General features: G+C 72.6%; 15 protein-coding genes and 1 pseudogene. 6 read left to right on the top strand and 10 right to left on the bottom strand.

The features are described 5' to 3' along the window. Nucleotides 1-88 precede the first annotated feature (88 nt). The 4 genes and pseudogenes from xdhC to ABB07_RS41125 form a co-directional block, all read right to left on the bottom strand. Nucleotides 89-898 carry a xanthine dehydrogenase accessory protein XdhC gene (gene xdhC / locus ABB07_RS33335; protein WP_208902197.1) on the bottom strand — a complete coding sequence of 270 codons (810 nt, stop codon included), beginning with the start codon at nucleotides 896-898 and terminating at the stop codon, nucleotides 89-91. Nucleotide 899: 1 nt separating this feature from the next. Next, nucleotides 900-3347, bottom strand: coding sequence for a xanthine dehydrogenase molybdopterin binding subunit (xdhB, locus tag ABB07_RS33330; RefSeq protein WP_208902196.1), 2448 nt, complete (start codon nucleotides 3345-3347; stop codon nucleotides 900-902). Further along, nucleotides 3344-4843 (bottom strand): xanthine dehydrogenase small subunit, encoded by a 1500-nt coding sequence (locus ABB07_RS33325; protein ID WP_208902195.1) that lies wholly within the window; start codon nucleotides 4841-4843, stop codon nucleotides 3344-3346. Before ABB07_RS33325 ends, xdhB begins: the two co-directional genes overlap by 4 nt. A gap of 373 nt (nucleotides 4844-5216) precedes the next feature. Next, a pseudogene (locus ABB07_RS41125) lies at nucleotides 5217-5379 on the bottom strand (DNA-binding response regulator); the annotation flags it as partial. Nucleotides 5380-5620: 241 nt separating this feature from the next. Between ABB07_RS41125 and ABB07_RS33320 the strand changes: the two are divergent. The 4 genes from ABB07_RS33320 to ABB07_RS33305 all read left to right on the top strand — a co-directional run bounded on the left by ABB07_RS33320 (nucleotide 5621) and on the right by ABB07_RS33305 (nucleotide 8670). Then, nucleotides 5621-6265, top strand: coding sequence for a DedA family protein (locus ABB07_RS33320; RefSeq protein WP_208903718.1), 645 nt, complete (start codon nucleotides 5621-5623; stop codon nucleotides 6263-6265). A 258-nt stretch (nucleotides 6266-6523) separates the two neighbouring features. After that, the gene (locus tag ABB07_RS33315; RefSeq protein ID WP_208902194.1) at nucleotides 6524-6871 is read left to right on the top strand and encodes a VOC family protein; all 348 of its coding nucleotides are present in this window, start codon (nucleotides 6524-6526) and stop codon (nucleotides 6869-6871) included. Between the two features lie 105 nt (nucleotides 6872-6976). Next, on the top strand, nucleotides 6977-7336 hold the full coding sequence (locus tag ABB07_RS33310) for a DUF779 domain-containing protein (protein WP_208902193.1): 360 nt from the start codon (nucleotides 6977-6979) through the stop codon (nucleotides 7334-7336). A gap of 95 nt (nucleotides 7337-7431) precedes the next feature. Continuing rightward, entirely contained in the window at nucleotides 7432-8670 is a 1239-nt protein-coding gene (locus ABB07_RS33305) for a phosphodiester glycosidase family protein (RefSeq protein ID WP_208902192.1), read from the top strand. A gap of 2 nt (nucleotides 8671-8672) precedes the next feature. Here ABB07_RS33305 and ABB07_RS33300 read toward each other — a convergent pair whose 3' ends face one another. From ABB07_RS33300 to ABB07_RS33275, 6 genes are all read right to left on the bottom strand, one after another. Beyond that, complete coding sequence (locus ABB07_RS33300; protein WP_055708577.1) at nucleotides 8673-8867, bottom strand: hypothetical protein; 195 nt, start codon at nucleotides 8865-8867, stop codon at nucleotides 8673-8675. Nucleotides 8868-8970: 103 nt separating this feature from the next. Beyond that, nucleotides 8971-9834, bottom strand: coding sequence for a phosphatidylinositol-specific phospholipase C/glycerophosphodiester phosphodiesterase family protein (locus ABB07_RS33295; RefSeq protein WP_208902191.1), 864 nt, complete (start codon nucleotides 9832-9834; stop codon nucleotides 8971-8973). Between the two features lie 116 nt (nucleotides 9835-9950). Next, nucleotides 9951-11033: an acyl-CoA dehydrogenase family protein gene (locus ABB07_RS33290; protein ID WP_208902190.1), complete on the bottom strand. Its 1083-nt coding sequence runs from the start codon at nucleotides 11031-11033 to the stop codon at nucleotides 9951-9953. Continuing rightward, nucleotides 11030-12211 (bottom strand): acyl-CoA dehydrogenase family protein, encoded by a 1182-nt coding sequence (locus tag ABB07_RS33285; protein ID WP_208902189.1) that lies wholly within the window; start codon nucleotides 12209-12211, stop codon nucleotides 11030-11032. The genes ABB07_RS33290 and ABB07_RS33285 overlap by 4 nt, the downstream gene beginning before the upstream one ends. Next, nucleotides 12208-13173: an NADPH:quinone oxidoreductase family protein gene (locus ABB07_RS33280; protein ID WP_208902188.1), complete on the bottom strand. Its 966-nt coding sequence runs from the start codon at nucleotides 13171-13173 to the stop codon at nucleotides 12208-12210. Before ABB07_RS33280 ends, ABB07_RS33285 begins: the two co-directional genes overlap by 4 nt. A gap of 86 nt (nucleotides 13174-13259) precedes the next feature. Further along, a complete protein-coding gene (locus ABB07_RS33275; RefSeq protein ID WP_208902187.1) occupies nucleotides 13260-13832 on the bottom strand; it encodes a helix-turn-helix domain-containing protein in 573 nt (190 codons plus the stop codon). A gap of 199 nt (nucleotides 13833-14031) precedes the next feature. On the opposite strand from ABB07_RS33275, the gene ABB07_RS33270 reads away from it, so the two are divergent. Continuing rightward, the gene (locus ABB07_RS33270) at nucleotides 14032-15570 is read left to right on the top strand and encodes an ATP-dependent DNA ligase (RefSeq protein WP_208902186.1); all 1539 of its coding nucleotides are present in this window, start codon (nucleotides 14032-14034) and stop codon (nucleotides 15568-15570) included. After that, nucleotides 15567-16040, top strand: coding sequence for an NUDIX hydrolase (locus ABB07_RS33265; protein WP_208902185.1), 474 nt, complete (start codon nucleotides 15567-15569; stop codon nucleotides 16038-16040). The genes ABB07_RS33270 and ABB07_RS33265 overlap by 4 nt, the downstream gene beginning before the upstream one ends. The last annotated feature ends 52 nt before the right edge of the window (nucleotides 16041-16092 follow it).

Here is a 16092-nt window from a genome sequence, read left to right as displayed (position 1 = left end):
GCCCGGGAAGGGGCGCCTGACTGGCTGTCCGCCGTCAGGCGCCTTCCGCCGGCCTCACCCAGCGGTGAGCGCGGTTCGCACAGCGGCGTCAGTTCGTCTCGGTTTCGAAGGTGCGCAGCAGATCGGCGGCGACGCTCACGGCGATGGTCGCGGGTTCCTTGCCGGTGATGTCGGGCAGTCCGATCGGCGTCTTGATCCGATCGACGGTGGCCTCGTCGTGACCGCCCTCGGTGGTGAGGAGCTTGCGGAACCGCACCCACTTGGCCGCCGACCCGATCAGCCCGATGGAGCCGAGACGGGGGGTGCGCAGGGCGGCGTCGCACAGAGCGGCGTCCTCGGCGTGATCATGGGTCATGATCAGGACGTGGGTGCCGCGCGGCAGCTCCTCCAGCACCTCCTCGGGCAGCAGCGGCGTGTGATGCACGTGCACCTGCGCCACCGCGTCCGCCAGCACCTCGAGCCGCTCCTCGGTGAGGACGTCGGAGCGCGTGTCGATCAGATGGAGGTCGAGGTCCTGACGTGCCAGGATGCGCGCCAGTTCCAGCCCGACGTGCCCGACGCCGAAGATCGCCACCGCCCGTACCACCGGCAGCGGTTCGAGCAACACCGAGACCGTGCCGCCGCAGCACTGCACGCCGTGCTGGTTGGTCACCTTGTCGTTCAGGGCGAAATCGATCAGCTCCGGCTCAGGTTTGGACACGGCGATCATCTCCCGGGCCCGATCGATCGCGACGGCCTCCACATTGCCGCCGCCGATCGAGCCCCACGTCCCGGTCTCCCCCACGACGAGTTTCGCACCGGCGTCGCGCGGGGCATGACCGCGCACGGTCGCGACGGTCACCAGCACGCCGGGCTCCCGGCGTGCCCGCAACCGTGCGACCGCGGCGATCCACGTCATGTCAGGCACCGTTCAGCGCTGTGGCGTCGGTTCGGATCCTGCCGCCCGCGGCGTGACCGTTGCCGGTGTGGCCGCCCGCGGCGAACCCGGCGCGGGCGTGACCGTTGGGCGAGGCATCGCTCCGACGGGCCTCCTGGAGTGCCCAGTACACCGCCTCCGGCGTCGCGGGCGACGCCAGATCGACGCTGACCCCGCTCGGCCCGAACGCGGCGATGGCCTGCCGCAGCGCCTCGCGCACCGAGAACGCCAGCATCAGCGGAGGCTCACCCACCGCCTTGGAGCCGTAGACCGCGCCCTCCTCGGTGGCGTTCTCCAGCAGCGTGACGTTGAACTCCTCGGGCATCTCCGAGAAGCTCGGCAGCTTGTAGGTGCTCGCGGCCTGCGTCAGCAGCCGGCCGCGGTGCGGCCCGTCACTGACGTCCCAGCGCAGGTCCTCGAGCGTCAGCCAGCCCGCGCCCTGCACGAAACCGCCCTCGACCTGACCGATGTCGATCAGCGGGGACAGGCTGTCGCCGACGTCGTGCACGATGTCCACCCGACGGATGCGGTACGCGCCGGTGAAGCCGTCCACCTCCACCTCGGTCGCGGCGGCGCCGTGGGCGAAGTACTTGAACGGCGAGCCCCGGAACGTCTTCGCGTCCCAGTGCAGCCCCTCGGTCCGGTAGAAACCGGACGCCGACAGCTGGACGCGCTGGAAGTACGCGGTGCGCACCAGGTCGTCCCAGGCCAGCTCCTTGTCGCTGCCCAGGGCACGCGCGACGCCCTCGGTGATGCGGACGTCCGAGGCGTTCGCGCCCAGCTGGGTGGCGGCCACCTGCAGCAGCCGCCCGCGCAACTGCTCGCAGGCGTTCTTCACCGCCCCGCCGTTGAGGTCCGCCCCGGAACTGGCGGCGGTGGCGGAGGTGTTGGGCACCTTGTCGGTGCGGGTGGGGGCCAGCCGCACCTTGTGCAGCGGGATGCCCAGCGTGGTCGCGGCCACCTGCAGCATCTTGGTGTGCAGGCCCTGACCCATCTCGGTGCCGCCGTGGTTGATCAGGACCGAGCCGTCCTTGTAGATCAGCACCAGCGCGCCGCCCTGGTTGAAGGCGGTGAGGTTGAACGAGATGCCGAACTTGATGCCGGTGATCGCGAGCGCCCGCTTGGTGTGCGGGTGCGCGGCGTTGAAGGCGGCGATCTCGCGCTTGCGGTCGGCGATGCCGGCGTCGTCCTGGACCTGCCGCCAGACGGTGGAGATCCGCTCGGCCTGGGTGACCGGCTGCCCGTACGGCGTCGTCTGGCCCTGGCCCGGCTGGTAGAAGTTGCGCTCCCGCAGCTCCATGGGGTCCAGGCCGAGCAGCGGCGCGCAGCGGCCCAGGATGTCCTCGATCACCAGCATGCCCTGGGGGCCGCCGAAGCCGCGGAAGGCGGTGTTGGAGACCGTGTTGGTCTTGGCGATGCGGCCCGCGACGCGCGCGTTGGGGATCCAGTAGGTGTTGTCGATGTGGCACAGCGCGCGGGCCAGCACCGGCTCGGAGAGGTCCAGGCTCCAGCCGCCGTCCGCGGTCAGGGTGGCGTCCAGGGCCTGGATACGGCCGTCGGCGTCGAAGCCGATCTTCCACGTGGCGTGGAACCCGTGCCGCTTGCCGGACATGGTCAGGTCCTGGGTCCGGTTGAGCCGGAACCGGACCGGCCGGCCGGTCAGCTTGGCGCCGAGCGCGGCGACGGCCGCGAACCCGTGCGGCTGCATCTCCTTGCCGCCGAAGCCGCCGCCCATCCGCAGGCACTGCACGGTCACCTCGTGGGCGGGCACCCCGAGCACGTGCGAGACGATCTCCTGGGTCTCCGACGGGTGCTGGGTGCTGCTCTGGATGAACACCTGCCCGTTCTCGTCGACCTGGGCCAGCGCCGCGTGCGTCTCGAGATAGAAGTGCTCCTGACCGGAGAACTGGAACTCCCCGGTGAACACGTGCGCGGAGTCGGCGAAGCCCGCGTCGACGTCGCCGTGCACCATCACGGGCTGGGCGCCGTGATAGCTGCCGGCCGCCATCGCGTCCTGCAGCGTGATCAGCGAGGGCAGTTCGTCGAGTTCCACCTCCACGGCCGCCGCACCGAGCCGGGCCGCCTCCAGGGTCTCGCCGAGCACCCAGGCGACCGCGTGGCCGTGGAACATGACCTCGTCGGGGAACAGCGGTTCGTCGTGCTTCATCCCGGCGTCGTTGACGCCGGGCACGTCGGCACCGGTCAGCACACGGACCACACCGGGCACGGCGAGCGCGGGCTCGGTGCGCAGCGCGGTGATCCTCCCGTGGGCCTTCATGACCTGGACCGGGTAGGCGTGCAGCACGTCCTTGGTGCGCTGGACCAGGTCGTCGGTGTAGAGAGCGGTGCCGGTGACGTGCAGGTTGGCGCTCTCGTGCGGCATCGGGACGCCGACGACGGGCTTCTCGGGACGCTCGGACAGATGGCTCATGACGACACCGCCTCGGTGTTCTGCGCGTACAGCTTCAGCAGGCTCTGGCCGAGCATCGCGGAGCGGTAGTCGGCGCTGGCACGGTGATCGCTCATCGGTGTGCCCTCGGCCCGCAGCACCTGGGCCGCGGCCTCGACGGTCTCCACCGCCCACGGCCTGCCCTCCAGGGCCGCCTCGGTGGCGAGGGCGCGGATCGGGGTGGCGGCGACGCCGCCCAGGCCGATGCGCGCCTTGCGGACGACTCCGTCCTCGATGTCGAGCGCGAAAGCGACCGCCACACTGGAGATGTCGTCGAAGCGCCGCTTGGCGATCTTGTGAAAGGCCACGACCGGCGACAGCGGCAGCGGGACGCGCACCGCGCGGATCAGCTCGCCGGGACGGCGCACGCTCTGCCGGTAGCCGGTGAAGTAGTCCGCCAGCGGGACCTCACGCTCACCGTCGGCGTCGGCGAGCACCACCGATGCCTCCAGCGCGAGCAGCACGGGCGGGCTGTCACCGATGGGGGAGCCGGTACCCAGGTTGCCGCCGAAGGTCGCGCTGTTGCGGATGAGCCGGGACGCGAACTGCGGGAACAGCTGTGCCAGCAGCGGGACATCGCCGTCGAGGCGGCGTTCGATCTCGGTGAGCGTCAGAGCCGCCCCGATCTCGATGTGGTCGGAGTCGACGCGCAGCTCCCGCAGTTCGGGCAGCCGGTCGATGGCGACCACGCAATCCGCCCGGCGTGAGCGGATGTTCACCTCGACGCCCCAGTCGGTGGAGCCGGCGACCACCACGGCGTCGGGCCGCTCGCGCAGCAGCCGCAGCGTCTCGGCCAGGGTGCTCTTGCGCAGGAACGCCTGGTCGTCCTGGGTGTACTCGGTGGCGACGGGGGCCGGCGGGGACTGCTCACGGCGCTGCGCCAGCGGGTCCTCGTCGGTGGGCACACCGACGGCGAACGCGGCGTCGCGAATCGGGCGGTACCCGGTGCAGCGGCACAGGTTTCCGCTGAGCGCGTGCAGATCGAATCCGTTCGGACCGTGCTCGGTGTCGGCGCCGTGCTCGGCCTCGGCGCTGTGCCCGGCGTCGCTGCCGCCGGCCGGGGCCGCATGGGCGCACCGGTCCGGCCGGTAGTACTCGGCGGCCATGCTGCACACGAATCCCGGCGTGCAGTAGCCGCATTGGGAGCCGCCGCGGACCGCCATCTCCTCCTGCACCGGGTGCAAGGTGGGCGGTGTGCCGGGTTCGCCGGCGGTGGCGAGACCTTCGGAGGTGATGATCTCCTGACCGTCGAGCGCGGCGGCCGGGATCAGGCAGGCGTTGACCGCCACCCAGTCGGTGGGCTTGTTCACGCCGGGACGGGCCACCAGGATCGAACAGGCGCCGCATTCGCCCTCGGCGCAGCCCTCCTTGGTGCCGGTGAGCCCGCGCTCGCGCAGGAAGTCCAGCGCTGTGGTGTGGGGCGCAGCCGGTGAGATCGGTGCTTCTTTCCCATTGACCGTGATCCGCGCCGCTACCATGACGGGCCTTCGTTCCGGTGTGTGATGGGTCGATTCATCATGTTCGCCAATTTCAGGCAGCTTTCTGTGTTCAGACGCGCCACGTGGGAGAAGCGGGCGCAAAAGGGCACGCGACAGCGACGTGCCGGAAGGTGGTGACGGGGAGTCCCCCATGTGCCGTGGACGGGCGGCACATCACAAAGGCGTGCTCAGCAGCCGTGCGCGATCCGACCCGGAACCCAGACCGTGCGCTGGGCGAGGCGACCGAGATCAGAGCAGGTGTACATCCGCCGGTCGCCTCCTTTCGGTAGTCATGGATCGGCTACCGCAAGCTAGTGGCTGGGACTACCGAGGTCAAGAGGTCGGTCCGGCCAGCGGGCCCCTGGTGGACGGACGGCGGGGTCTGCGGGGCGCATCCGGCGAGGTCGGCGATGAGCCGGCGCGTGACACCGGGAGCGATGAGCGTCACCGGCGATGACCACCCGGATGGCGGCCGGCAGGTCGTCGAGCGCCATGTCCTTCGCCAGGAAGCCGCCGGCCCGGGCCTGTCCTCGTACGGGAAGATCAACGACCGGCAGGGCATGCGGGGCGACGTCAGCGGCACGATCACCTCGGCGCTGAGCCTGATGCTCCACCTGCTGCTCGGCCCAGCTGGAGTCGGTGGTGATCCTGGCCGGAGATCCAGACGAGCATCCGGACCGGCTGGGACCGGGACGGCACCGGGGCGCGCGTTTTCTCGGTGGCCGGGCGATGCTGGTGAGCGAGCAGCCCTGCGAGCAGGCCGGGAGGCGCGGCCAGGTGATAGCCGTCAATCCGATGAACAGCGCCTCGGTGCTGGCCGCCTTCGGCGCGATCGGCGTCCTGGTGGTGATCTTCGCGGAGTCCGGTCTGCTGGTCGTCGGCTTCCTCCTGCCCGGAGACACCCTGCTGTTCCCCGCCGGTGTGCTGTGCGCCGGCGGGGCGCACCAGGAGCCCCGGCTGGCGTTGTGGCAGGTGCTGCTGTGCGCGGCGGTGGGGGCGGTGCTGGGAGGGCAGGTCGGGTACCTGATCGGGCAGCACGGCGGACGGGCCCTGCTGGCGCGCACCTCCAGCCGGCGGGTCAAGGCGGCGGCCGTCCGGGCCGAGGAGCTGCTGGCCCGGTACGGCTACCGGAAGGCCCTGGTCATCGGCCGGTTCGTGCCGTTGCTGCGGACGGTGCTGCACCCTGTGGCCGGCGTCCTCGGGGTGCCCGTGCGGACCTTCACGCTCTGGCAGACCGTGGGCGGGGTGCTGTGGTCGCAGCTGCTCGTCCTCGCCGGGTACAGCCTCGGCACGTCCGTCCCGCACGTCGACGACTACCTGCTGCCGCTGGTCGCCGTGGTGGTCGTCCTGTCGATGCTGCCCCTCCTGCTCGAGGCCCGCCGGGCGCGCCGGGAGCGCCGCGAAGGGCGTACCCGCCGTTGACAGCGTCGCGCGCTGAGCGTGCCGCACTGTGCCGTCCTGCGTCCGCGGCGCCGTCCTGCGTCCTCGGCGCCGTCGTGGCTGGTCGCACCCGCGCGGCGGAGCCGCACAGCGATACAGCGATACAGCCCCGCGCCCCTTCGGCGCGCGCTTCGCTGACCTTGCCGATGCGCTGGGTCCGCGACGGGTCGCTCCTCGCAGCCGGCCCCAGGGCTACCCTGGCGTCTCCCGCACCAGCCGACCGAGCAGCGGAGCCGCGAGATGCCCGTACGCCGCATCGTGCCCAACGTCCAGTCGACCGCGCTGCCGCGGAGCGCGGAGTTCTACGGGGTGCTGGGGCTCGAGGAGGTCATGAACCACGGCTGGATCATGACCCTGGCCTCCCCCGAGAACCCGGCCGCGCAGCTCAGCCTGATGACCGGGGACCGCACCGCGCCGGTCGCGCCGGACCTGAGCGTCGAGGTCGACGACGTGGACGCGGCGTACGCGGCGATGCGGGAGCACGGCGCGGAGCTCGTGCATCCGCTCACGGACGAGGAGTGGGGCGTACGACGGTTCTTCGTGCGGGATCCGAACGGCCGGGTGGTGAATGTGCTCGGCCACCGCTGACCCGACCGGGCGGGGCCGACGAGGCGTGCTGGACGGGCCGGTGACGATCCGTGAGACTGGGCCGGGCCCGACGTCCCGCGCCCCGGCCCTCCAGGAGGGTGACCCATGGATGAGGAAACCCCGCGCGTCGAACTCACCCCCGAGGCAGCGGACCTGGTGCGGCGGCTGCACGCCGAGCACGGTCCGCTGATGTTCCACCAGTCCGGCGGCTGCTGCGACGGCAGCGCGCCCATGTGCTACCCGGACGGCGAGTTCCGCACCGGCGGCTCCGACGTGCTGCTGGCGGAGCTGACGGTGGACGGCGTGGCCGAGCCCGTCACCTTCTGGATGTCCCGGAGCCAGTACGAGGCCTGGAGCCACACCCGGCTGATCGTGGACGTGGTACCCGGACGGGGCAGCGGCTTCTCGCTGGAGGCACCCGAGGGGGTGCGTTTTCTCACCCGTTCTCGCGTAGTCGACGCCTAGTCGGCCCCGCGGTCGCCGCCCTCTGGTCCACTGCCCCTTGACGCCGTACGACAGCCCGTACGGCAGGGACAGTTGACGACCCATCAGGGGGCACGGTGATCAGACGTCGCAGGCGTTCGGCAGCGGGCAGAGCGGTACTCACGGTTGTCACGGCGTTCGGTGTGCTGGCCGGTGCGGCCCTGGCAGGGGCGGCGCCGGCCGGTGCCGTACCGGCCGGCAGACGCATCGCGCCGGGTGTCACCTACCGGCAGTTCGACGTCCGGGCGGCCGCGGGACCGGCACACGCCCATCTGCTCACCGTCGACCTGGCCGATCCGCACGTCCACGTGGACCTGCTGTACCCGGGCGCGGTGGCGGCCCGGGCCACCGTCTCCGGGATGGCGGACTCGGCCGGGGCGGTCGCGGGGGTCAATGGTGACTTCTTCGACATCAGCGAGACCCAGCATCCGGGCGTGGACGCCACCGGGGCGAGCGTCGGACCGGCGATCGCGGGCGGGCAGGCGCTCAAGGCGGCGGTACCGAACGGCCAGCGGTTCGGACCCGCGCTGCCGCCGGGCACGAGCACGCAGGACGTCTTCGGCGTGGGCACCGACGGGCGGGCCCGGATGGACCGCCTCTCCCTCACCGGCGGCGTGGACACACCGGACGGCACGTTCCCATTGAAGGGCCTCAACCAGTACGCGCTCCCGGAGAACTCCGTGGGCGCCTTCACCGCACACTGGGGCAGCGCCTCCCGGAAGCGTGCCGTGTGCGGTACCGACGCCCAGCGGTCGGCGCCGTGCAGCACCGACACCTACGAGGTGAGGGTCCGGGGCGGCCGGGTGGTCTCGGCCTCCGACACGCCGGGCAGCGGGGCGATCCCGGCGGACACCACGGTCCTGGTGGGCCGCGAGGAGGGCGCGCAGCGGCTGCGCAAGCTCTCCGTCGGCGAGCCGGTGAAGGTCACGCACGACCTGGTGGCGGCCTCGTCGGGGGTGCGGTACGCCTTCGCGGTCGGCGGCTTCCCGGTCCTCGAGCACGGCGAGGCGCTGCCCGGTCTGGACGACAAAACCTCGTCGGTGCGCACGGCCGTGGGATTCCGGGACGGCGGGCGGCAGTTGCTGATCCTGGCGCTGGACGGAGCCGCCGCCTACCGGACCGGCATGACGCTCGCGGAGGAGGCCGGCACCATGCGCTCGCTGGGCGCGTCCGACGCGTTCAACCTCGACGGCGGCGGCTCGACGGAACTGGTGGCCCGCGACGACGGGGCGAGCGCCGTGACGGTCCGCAACCATCCGAGCACCGGCGCCGAGCGCCCCGTGGCGAACGGCATCGGAGTCTTCTCGGCCGGCTGACCTCAGGGCCGCAGGCTGCTCACCAGGTCGGCGGTCGTCATGAGCCCGCTGTGGATGGTCGGCGCCATGCTCGTGCCGGCCAGGAAGAATCCGAGCAGCATGCAGACCAGGGCGTGGGAGATCTTCAGCGAGCAGTTGCGAATGAAGATCACGGCCAGGATCAGGAGCAGCACGACCGCAGAGACCGGAATGACCACCAGGAACCTCCTCCGCCACGCCCCATGAGTGGCGTTCCGGCCGCAAGTGTGGCGTAGCGGAGGGTTCGTCCGGGTGGCTGACGTGTCCCCCAAACGTGTGGTGTCACGCGGTGGGGCGGGCGTCCAGGAAGGTCTCCAGGCCGGCCAGGTCGTCGGTGTTCAGATAGTCGACACCGGCGCCGAGCAGTTCCGTCCACAGGGCGTCGCGGGCGGGGCCCGCGGCGTCCGGGGTGGCCCAGAACCGCACCTGCTGACCGCGGGCGTGCGCCGCGGCGGTGATGCTCCGCAGTTTCTGCCGCTCGGCGTCGGGGAACGTGCCGTCGCCCGCCCAGGTGAAGTTCTGCGTCCAGTTGTCGCTGATCAGCGAGATGAGGGCGGCCGGGGCGGGCCCGCCGAGATCGGTGAGCCGGCCGTCGTAGAAGGCGCGCCGCTCCTCCTGCGCCTGCATGGGGATGCGGGCGGCCCGGTCGCCGGAGACGACGGCGGTGACCGGTCCGGGGTGGACGCGGCCGCGCGCGTACCGGGTGAACAGGTGCGGGTGGCGGCGCAGACGGCGGTCGAGTACGAGGTACGTCGAGGAGCCCTCGGTCTTGATGTCGATCAGGAGCTGCAGCGGCCGGCGCCGGCCCCGGTACACGGCACCGTGGTTCTCCCGGACCCGGGCGGCGAGCGGGTCGAGGTAGAGGGACTCGAGGGTGCGGGAGGGGTCCAGCTCGGAGCTGTCGTGGCCGATGAGGAGCTGGTCGCCGACGAGGAAGATGTCGGCCTCGACGCTGTTGAAGCGGTGGTCGAGGGCGTCGAACAGCGGCCGGGGGTGCTCGTAGTCGTTGTGGGCGTGCGCGTTCCACAGCGGGTGCGGGCCGCGCGGCCGTCCGCCGGCCAGGGCGCGGCCCGTGGGCAGGGCGAGCGTGCCCACGCAGGCGGCGCCGAGGGTGGTGAGGGCTCTGCGACGGGTGGTGGGGGCCATGCGCATACTCCCTTGAGGTGCCGGAGGGGACCTCAAGGGAGTATGCGTACGGTCTACGGCCAACGTCCCCCGCCTGAAGGGGAGTTCGCCCTGTGTTCACCTGCGGGCGCCGGTGGTCAGGGCCCCTGGAGATCCACCAGCCCGGCCAGCGCCGAGCGATGCTCGCCCGCCGTGCCGTAGGCGATCGAGTCCGCCTTGGCCCGCTTCAGATACAGGTGGATCGGGTGTTCCCAGGTCATCCCGATGCCGCCGTGCAGCTGCAGGGCCTCCTCGGCGGCATGGACGGCCACCGGTGCCGCGTAGGCCTGCGCGACGGCGACCGACACGTCCGTGTCCTCGCCGGAGGCCAGCGCGTCGGCGGCGGCCCGGGCGGCGGCGCGCAGGTTCACGACCTCCAGCCAGAGCTGCGCCAGCCGGTGCTTGAGCGCCTGGAATCCGCCGACCGGCCGGTTGAACTGCTTGCGCTCCTTCAGATAGCGGACCGTCTCGGTCAACGCCCAGTCGGCGACACCGAGTTGCTCCGAGGCCAGCAGTCCGGCCGCGGCGCGCAGGGCGCGTCGTACGGCGGGTTCGGCGTCGCCGACGCGGCGGCCGGGCGCGCCCTCCAGCCGTACCGTCGCCAGTGGCCGGGTCAGGTCGAGGGAGCTCTGCGGGATGACCGTCGCGGCGCCCGCGGCCACCGCGTACAGGCCGCCGTCCTCGGCCGGGACGAGCAGGACGTCCGCCACGGCCGCGTCGGCGATGCCGGTCAGCTCGCCGTGCAGGACGCCGTTGTCCAGGCGTACGGCCTTGTAGGAGGCGCCCGGAGCCGAGTGCAGGCCGACCGCGAGGGCGCCGATGGCGCGCCCGGAGGCCAGCTGTCCCAGCAGCTCCTCGTCACCGCAGGCCAGCAGGGCCTCGGTGGCCACGACCGCGCTGCTGAGGTACGGCACCGGAGCGACCGCCCGCCCCAGCTCCTCCAGCACGACGGCGACCTCGCGGGCGGAGGCGCCCTGGCCGCCCTGCTCCTCGGGCACCAGGAGCCCGGCGAGGCCCATGCCCTCGGTGAGGGACTTCCACAGGGCGAGGTCGTGCGGGGTGTCCGACTCGACGCGGGCGATGGTGTCCGCCGGCGCGCAGTGGTCCGTGAGGAGGTCGCGGACGGCGGCGCGCAGCGCCTCTTCCTCCTCGGAGTACAGCAGGTCCGCCGCTTGTGTCATCGGGCCAGGTCCTTCCATGCGACGTCCTTGTCGGTGCGCGGTTCGGCGGGCAGGCCGAGGACCCGCTCGGCGACGATGTTCAGCAGGACCTCGGTGGTCCCGCCCTCGATGCTGTTGCCCTTGGAGCGCAGATAGCGGTAGCCGGCGTCGCGGCCGGTGAAGTCGACCAGCTCGGGGCGGCGCAGGGTCCAGTCGTCGTACAGCAGGCCCTCCTCGCCGCGGAGTTCGACCTCCAGGCCGCTGATCTCCTGGTTGAGGCGGGCGAAGGCGAGCTTCATGCCGGCGCCCTCGGGGCCGGGCTGGCCGGCGACGAGCTGCTGGCGCAGGCGCTCGGCGGTGAGGCGGGAGACCTCGGCCTCGACCCACAGCTTCAGCAGCCGCTGGTGCAGATCGTGGGTGCGCAGCTCGGGGCGTTCGCGCCAGGTCTTCGACACCGGGCCGATCATGCCGCCCTCGCGGGGCAGCCGCATGCCGCCGATGGCCACGCGCTCGTTGTTGAGCGTGGTCTGGGCGACCCGCCAGCCGTCGCCGACCTCGCCGAGGCGGCAGGAGTCGGGGATGCGGACGTCGGTGAGGAAGACCTCGTTGAACTCGGCCTCGCCGGTGATCTGGCGCAGCGGCCGGACGTCGACACCGGGGTCGGTCATGTCGCAGAGGAAGTAGGTGATGCCGGCGTGCTTGGGCACGCTCGGGTCGGTGCGGGCGATGAGGATGGCCCAGCGGGCGTTGTGCGCGCCGGACGTCCACACCTTCTGCCCGTTGACGACCCAGGTGTCGCCTTCGCGCACGGCCCGGGTGCCGAGGGCGGCGAGGTCGGAGCCTGCGCCGGGCTCGCTGAACAGCTGGCACCAGACCTCCTCCCCCGTCCACAGCGGCCGCAGATAGCGCTGCTTCTGCTCGTCCGTGCCGTACTTCAGGATGGTCGGCGCGGCCATGCCGAGCCCGATGCCGTTGCGGCGCGCGTCGTTGTCGGGTGCGCCCGCGGCCTCCAGCTCGGCGTCCACGACGGCCTGGAGGTGGCGGGGCGCGCCCAGTCCGCCGAGGCCCTCGGGGTAGTGCACCCAGGCGAGGCCGGCGTCGAAGCGGGCCCGCAGGAAGTCCAGGCGGTCGGTGCTCGCGGGTGGATGCGCGGCCAGCAACTCCCGTGTGCGGCGGCGCAGTTCGTCGGCGTCGGTCATGCTGCTCCCTCCATCACCACGGCGATCCGGCCGGTGGAGAGGCCGTCCGCCACCTTCTGCACCGCCGCGGCGGCCTCGCCCAGCGGCACCCGCTCGCTGACCAGCGGCTTGATCGCGCCCCGGGCGGCCAGTCCGGTCAGCTCCTCGTGGCAGCGCTGGACCAGCTTGGGGTTCTTGGTGTTGTACAGGCCCCAGTGCAGGCCGAGGATCGAGTAGTTCTTCACCAGCGCGTGGTTGAGGGCCGGGCTGGGGATGGTGCCGCTGGCGAAGCCGACCACGACGATCCGGCCCTCGAAGGCGACGAGCTTGGCGGACTGGGTGTAGGCCTCGCCGCCGACGGGGTCGTAGATCACGTCCGCGCCCCGGCCGCCGGTGGCCTCCTTCACGGCCGCGACCACGTCCTCGGAGCGGCGGTCGACCACCACGTCGCAGCCCAGCTCGCGGGCCACGGCGGCCTTGTCCGCGCCGCCGACGACACCGATCACGGTGGCGCCGGCCGCCTTGCCGAGCTGGACGGCGGCGCTGCCCACGCCTCCGGCGGCGGCGTGCACGAGCAGGGTCTCGCCCGCCTCCAGGTGCGCCCGGCGGTGCAGGCCGAACCAGCCGGTCTGGTAGCCGATGTGCAGCGCGGCGGCCTCGGCGTCGTCCAGCGCCTCGGGCGCGGGCAGCAGGGCGCGGGCGTCGGCGAGGGCGTACTCGGCGAAACCGCCGTACGGCAGCGCGGGGTTGGCGATCACCCGGCGGCCGTCCTCGGTCTCGCCGCAGATCTCCACGCCGGGCGTGAACGGCAGCGGCGGGCGCACCTGGTACTGGCCCCGGCACAGCAGCGCGTCCGGGAAGTTGATGTTCGCGGCGCGCACCCGCAGGCGCACCTGGCCGTCACCGGGCGTGGGCGGCTCCACCTCCGCCAGGCGCATCACCTCGCTCGGCTCGCCGTTCTCGTGCACTTGCCATGCCTGCATGCGGGGCCTCCACGGGACTGCTTCGTCTGACCGGGTCCGACCACATACTAAGCGGTCGCTTGCCCATCAGGGAACTGTCGGCCGTGTCACTTCCGCCGCGAGCGCGCCCGTACATGCATCCGCTCCCCCTGCGGCCCGAAGAGGCTGAGGAACTCCACCGGCCCCTCGCCCGTCGACCCGAACCAGTGCGGCACACGCGTGTCGAACTCGGCGGCCTCCCCCGCCGACAGCACCACGTCGTGCTCGCCGAGGACGAGACGCAGGCGCCCCGACAGCACATACAGCCACTCGTACCCCTCATGGGTGCGCGGATCCGGCTCCTGCCTTCGCTGCGGTTCCAGCACCTTGAAGGCCTGCAGGCCGCCGGGCCGGCGGGTCAGCGGCCAGTGGGTGCGGCCACCCCGCACGATCGGCTCCGCCCGCACCCGCGGATCCCCGACCGGTGGCGCGCCGACCAGTTCGTCCAGCGGTACCTGGTGGGCCTGGGCGATCGGCAGCAGCAGTTCCAGGCTGGGCCTGCGCAGGCCGGACTCCAGCCGGGAGAGCGTGCTGACGGAGATGCCGGTGGCCTCGGACAGCGCCGCCAGGGTCACCTCCCGGTCCTTCCGGATGCGGCGCAGCCGGGGGCCCACCTCGGCGAGAACGTCGTCGGTACTCATGCCGGTATTGCAGATTCGGCAAACACGTTTGTCAACCTGGCCGGCAACGCCCCGAAGGGGCGCGGGGCTGCATCTGATATGCGGCTACCGCCGCGCGGGCGCGACCAGCCACCCCTGCGCCGCACCCGGCAACGCACCGCACCCGGCAGACGCGTAGCCACCCGCGCACCCGGCGGAGCGTTGGTGCACCCTTGAGGACATGCTGCTGACCCGGCTCGCCCAGGTGTCCCGGGAGGTCGCCGCGACGGCGGCCCGGTCCCGTAAGACGGCGCTGCTCGCGGAGCTGTTCCGGGAGGCGGAGGCGGACGACGTGCCGATCGTCATCCCCTACCTGGCCGGGCGGCTGCCGCAGGGCCGGCTGGGCGTCGGCTGGAAGGTGCTGAGCCGGCCGGTGCCGCCGGCCGGTGCGCCCACGCTCACGGTCCAGGCGGTCGACGCCCTGCTCACCGACCTGGGCAAGGTGTCCGGGCCGGGCTCGCAGGCCGAGCGGGTCCGGCTCGTCGGCGAGCTGATGGGCGCGGCCACCGAGGAGGAGCAGCGATTCCTGCTCGGCCTGCTCACCGGCGAGGTACGGCAGGGCGCGCTGGACGCGGTCGCGGTGGAGGGGCTCGCCGGGGCGACGGGCGCCGACCCCGCCGCCGTACGCCGGGCGGTGATGCTCGCGGGGTCGCTGCAGACGGTCGCCCAGGCCCTGCTGGGCGACGGCCCCGAGGCGCTGGACCGGTTCCGGCTCACGGTCGGCCGGCCCGTGCTGCCGATGCTGGCGCACAGCGCGTCCTCGGTGGCGGAGGCGGTGGAGAAGCTGGGCGCCTGCGCGGTGGAGGAGAAGCTGGACGGCATCCGGGTGCAGGTCCACCGGGACGGCGACACGGTCCGGGTGCACACCCGCACCCTGGACGACATCACCGGCCGGCTGCCCGAAGTGACCGCGGCGGCAAGGCGGTTGCCGGGCGAGCGGTTCATCCTGGACGGCGAGGTGATCTCCTTCGACGCGGCCGGGCGGCCCCGGTCCTTCCAGGAGACGGCGGGCCGGGTGGGCTCGCGGACCGACGTGGCGAAGGCCGCCGAGGAGACCCCGGTCTCCCCCGTCTTCTTCGACGTCCTGTCGGTCGACGGCACCGACCTGCTCGACCTGCCCTTCGCCGAGCGGCACGCGCGGCTGGCCCGGCTGGTGCCCGAGCCGATGCGGGTGCGCCGTACGGTGGCCGACGGGCCCGGCGGCATTCCGGAGGCGGAACGGTTCCTCGCCGAGGCCCTGGCCCGTGGTCACGAGGGCGTGGTGGTGAAGGCGCTGGACGCGCCGTACAGCGCGGGCCGGCGCGGCGCAGCCTGGCTGAAGGTCAAGCCCGTGCACACCCTCGACCTGGTGGTGCTGGCCGCCGAGTGGGGGCACGGCCGCCGCACCGGCAAGCTCTCCAACCTCCACCTCGGCGCCCGCACCCCGGACGGCGGCTTCGCCATGCTCGGCAAGACCTTCAAGGGCATGACCGACGCGATGCTCGCCTGGCAGACCGAGCGGCTGCGGGAGCTCGCCGTCGCGGACGACGGCTGGGTGGTCCGGGTCCGCCCCGAACTCGTCGTGGAGATCGCCTACGACGGCCTGCAGCGCTCCTCCCGCTACCCGGCCGGGGTCACCCTCCGCTTCGCCCGCGTGGTCCGCTACCGGGAGGACAAACGCCCCGAGGAGGCCGATACCGTGGAGGATCTGCTGGCGGCCCATCCGGAGGTCAGGCCGTGACGGTGCGTGCGACCAGGCGCAGTGCGGGACTGCTGTTGTTCCGGCACACCGATGAGGGACTTCAGGTACTGCTGGGCCATATGGGTGGTCCGCTCTGGGCGAAGAAGGACGCCGGGGCGTGGACCGTCCCCAAGGGCGAGTACGACCCCGAAGAGCCCGCCTGGGAGGCCGCCCGGCGCGAGTTCCAGGAGGAACTGGGGCTGGCGCCGCCCGAGGGGGAGGCCGTACCGCTGGGCGAGGTGGCGCAGCGGAACGGCAAGGTCGTCACGGCCTGGGCCGTCGAGGCGGACCCGGACCTGAGCGGCTTCAGCCCCGGCACCTTCACCATGGAGTGGCCGCCGCGGTCCGGCCGGGTGCGGGAGTTCCCGGAGCTGGACCGCGTGGAGTGGCTCGGCCTGGAGCGGGCCCGGGCGGTGATCATCACGGCGCAGACCGCGTTTCTCGACCGGCTTCAGGAGCACTCGGCCTGAAGGGACGCCACGCGTTGCGGGCGGCCGTACCGCGCGCGAAGGTCTAAGCAAG

The sequence above is a fragment of the Streptomyces incarnatus genome (assembly GCF_001027185.1).
Classification (GTDB): domain Bacteria; phylum Actinomycetota; class Actinomycetes; order Streptomycetales; family Streptomycetaceae; genus Streptomyces; species Streptomyces puniciscabiei.
This window is presented reverse-complemented; position numbering and strand designations above follow the sequence as displayed.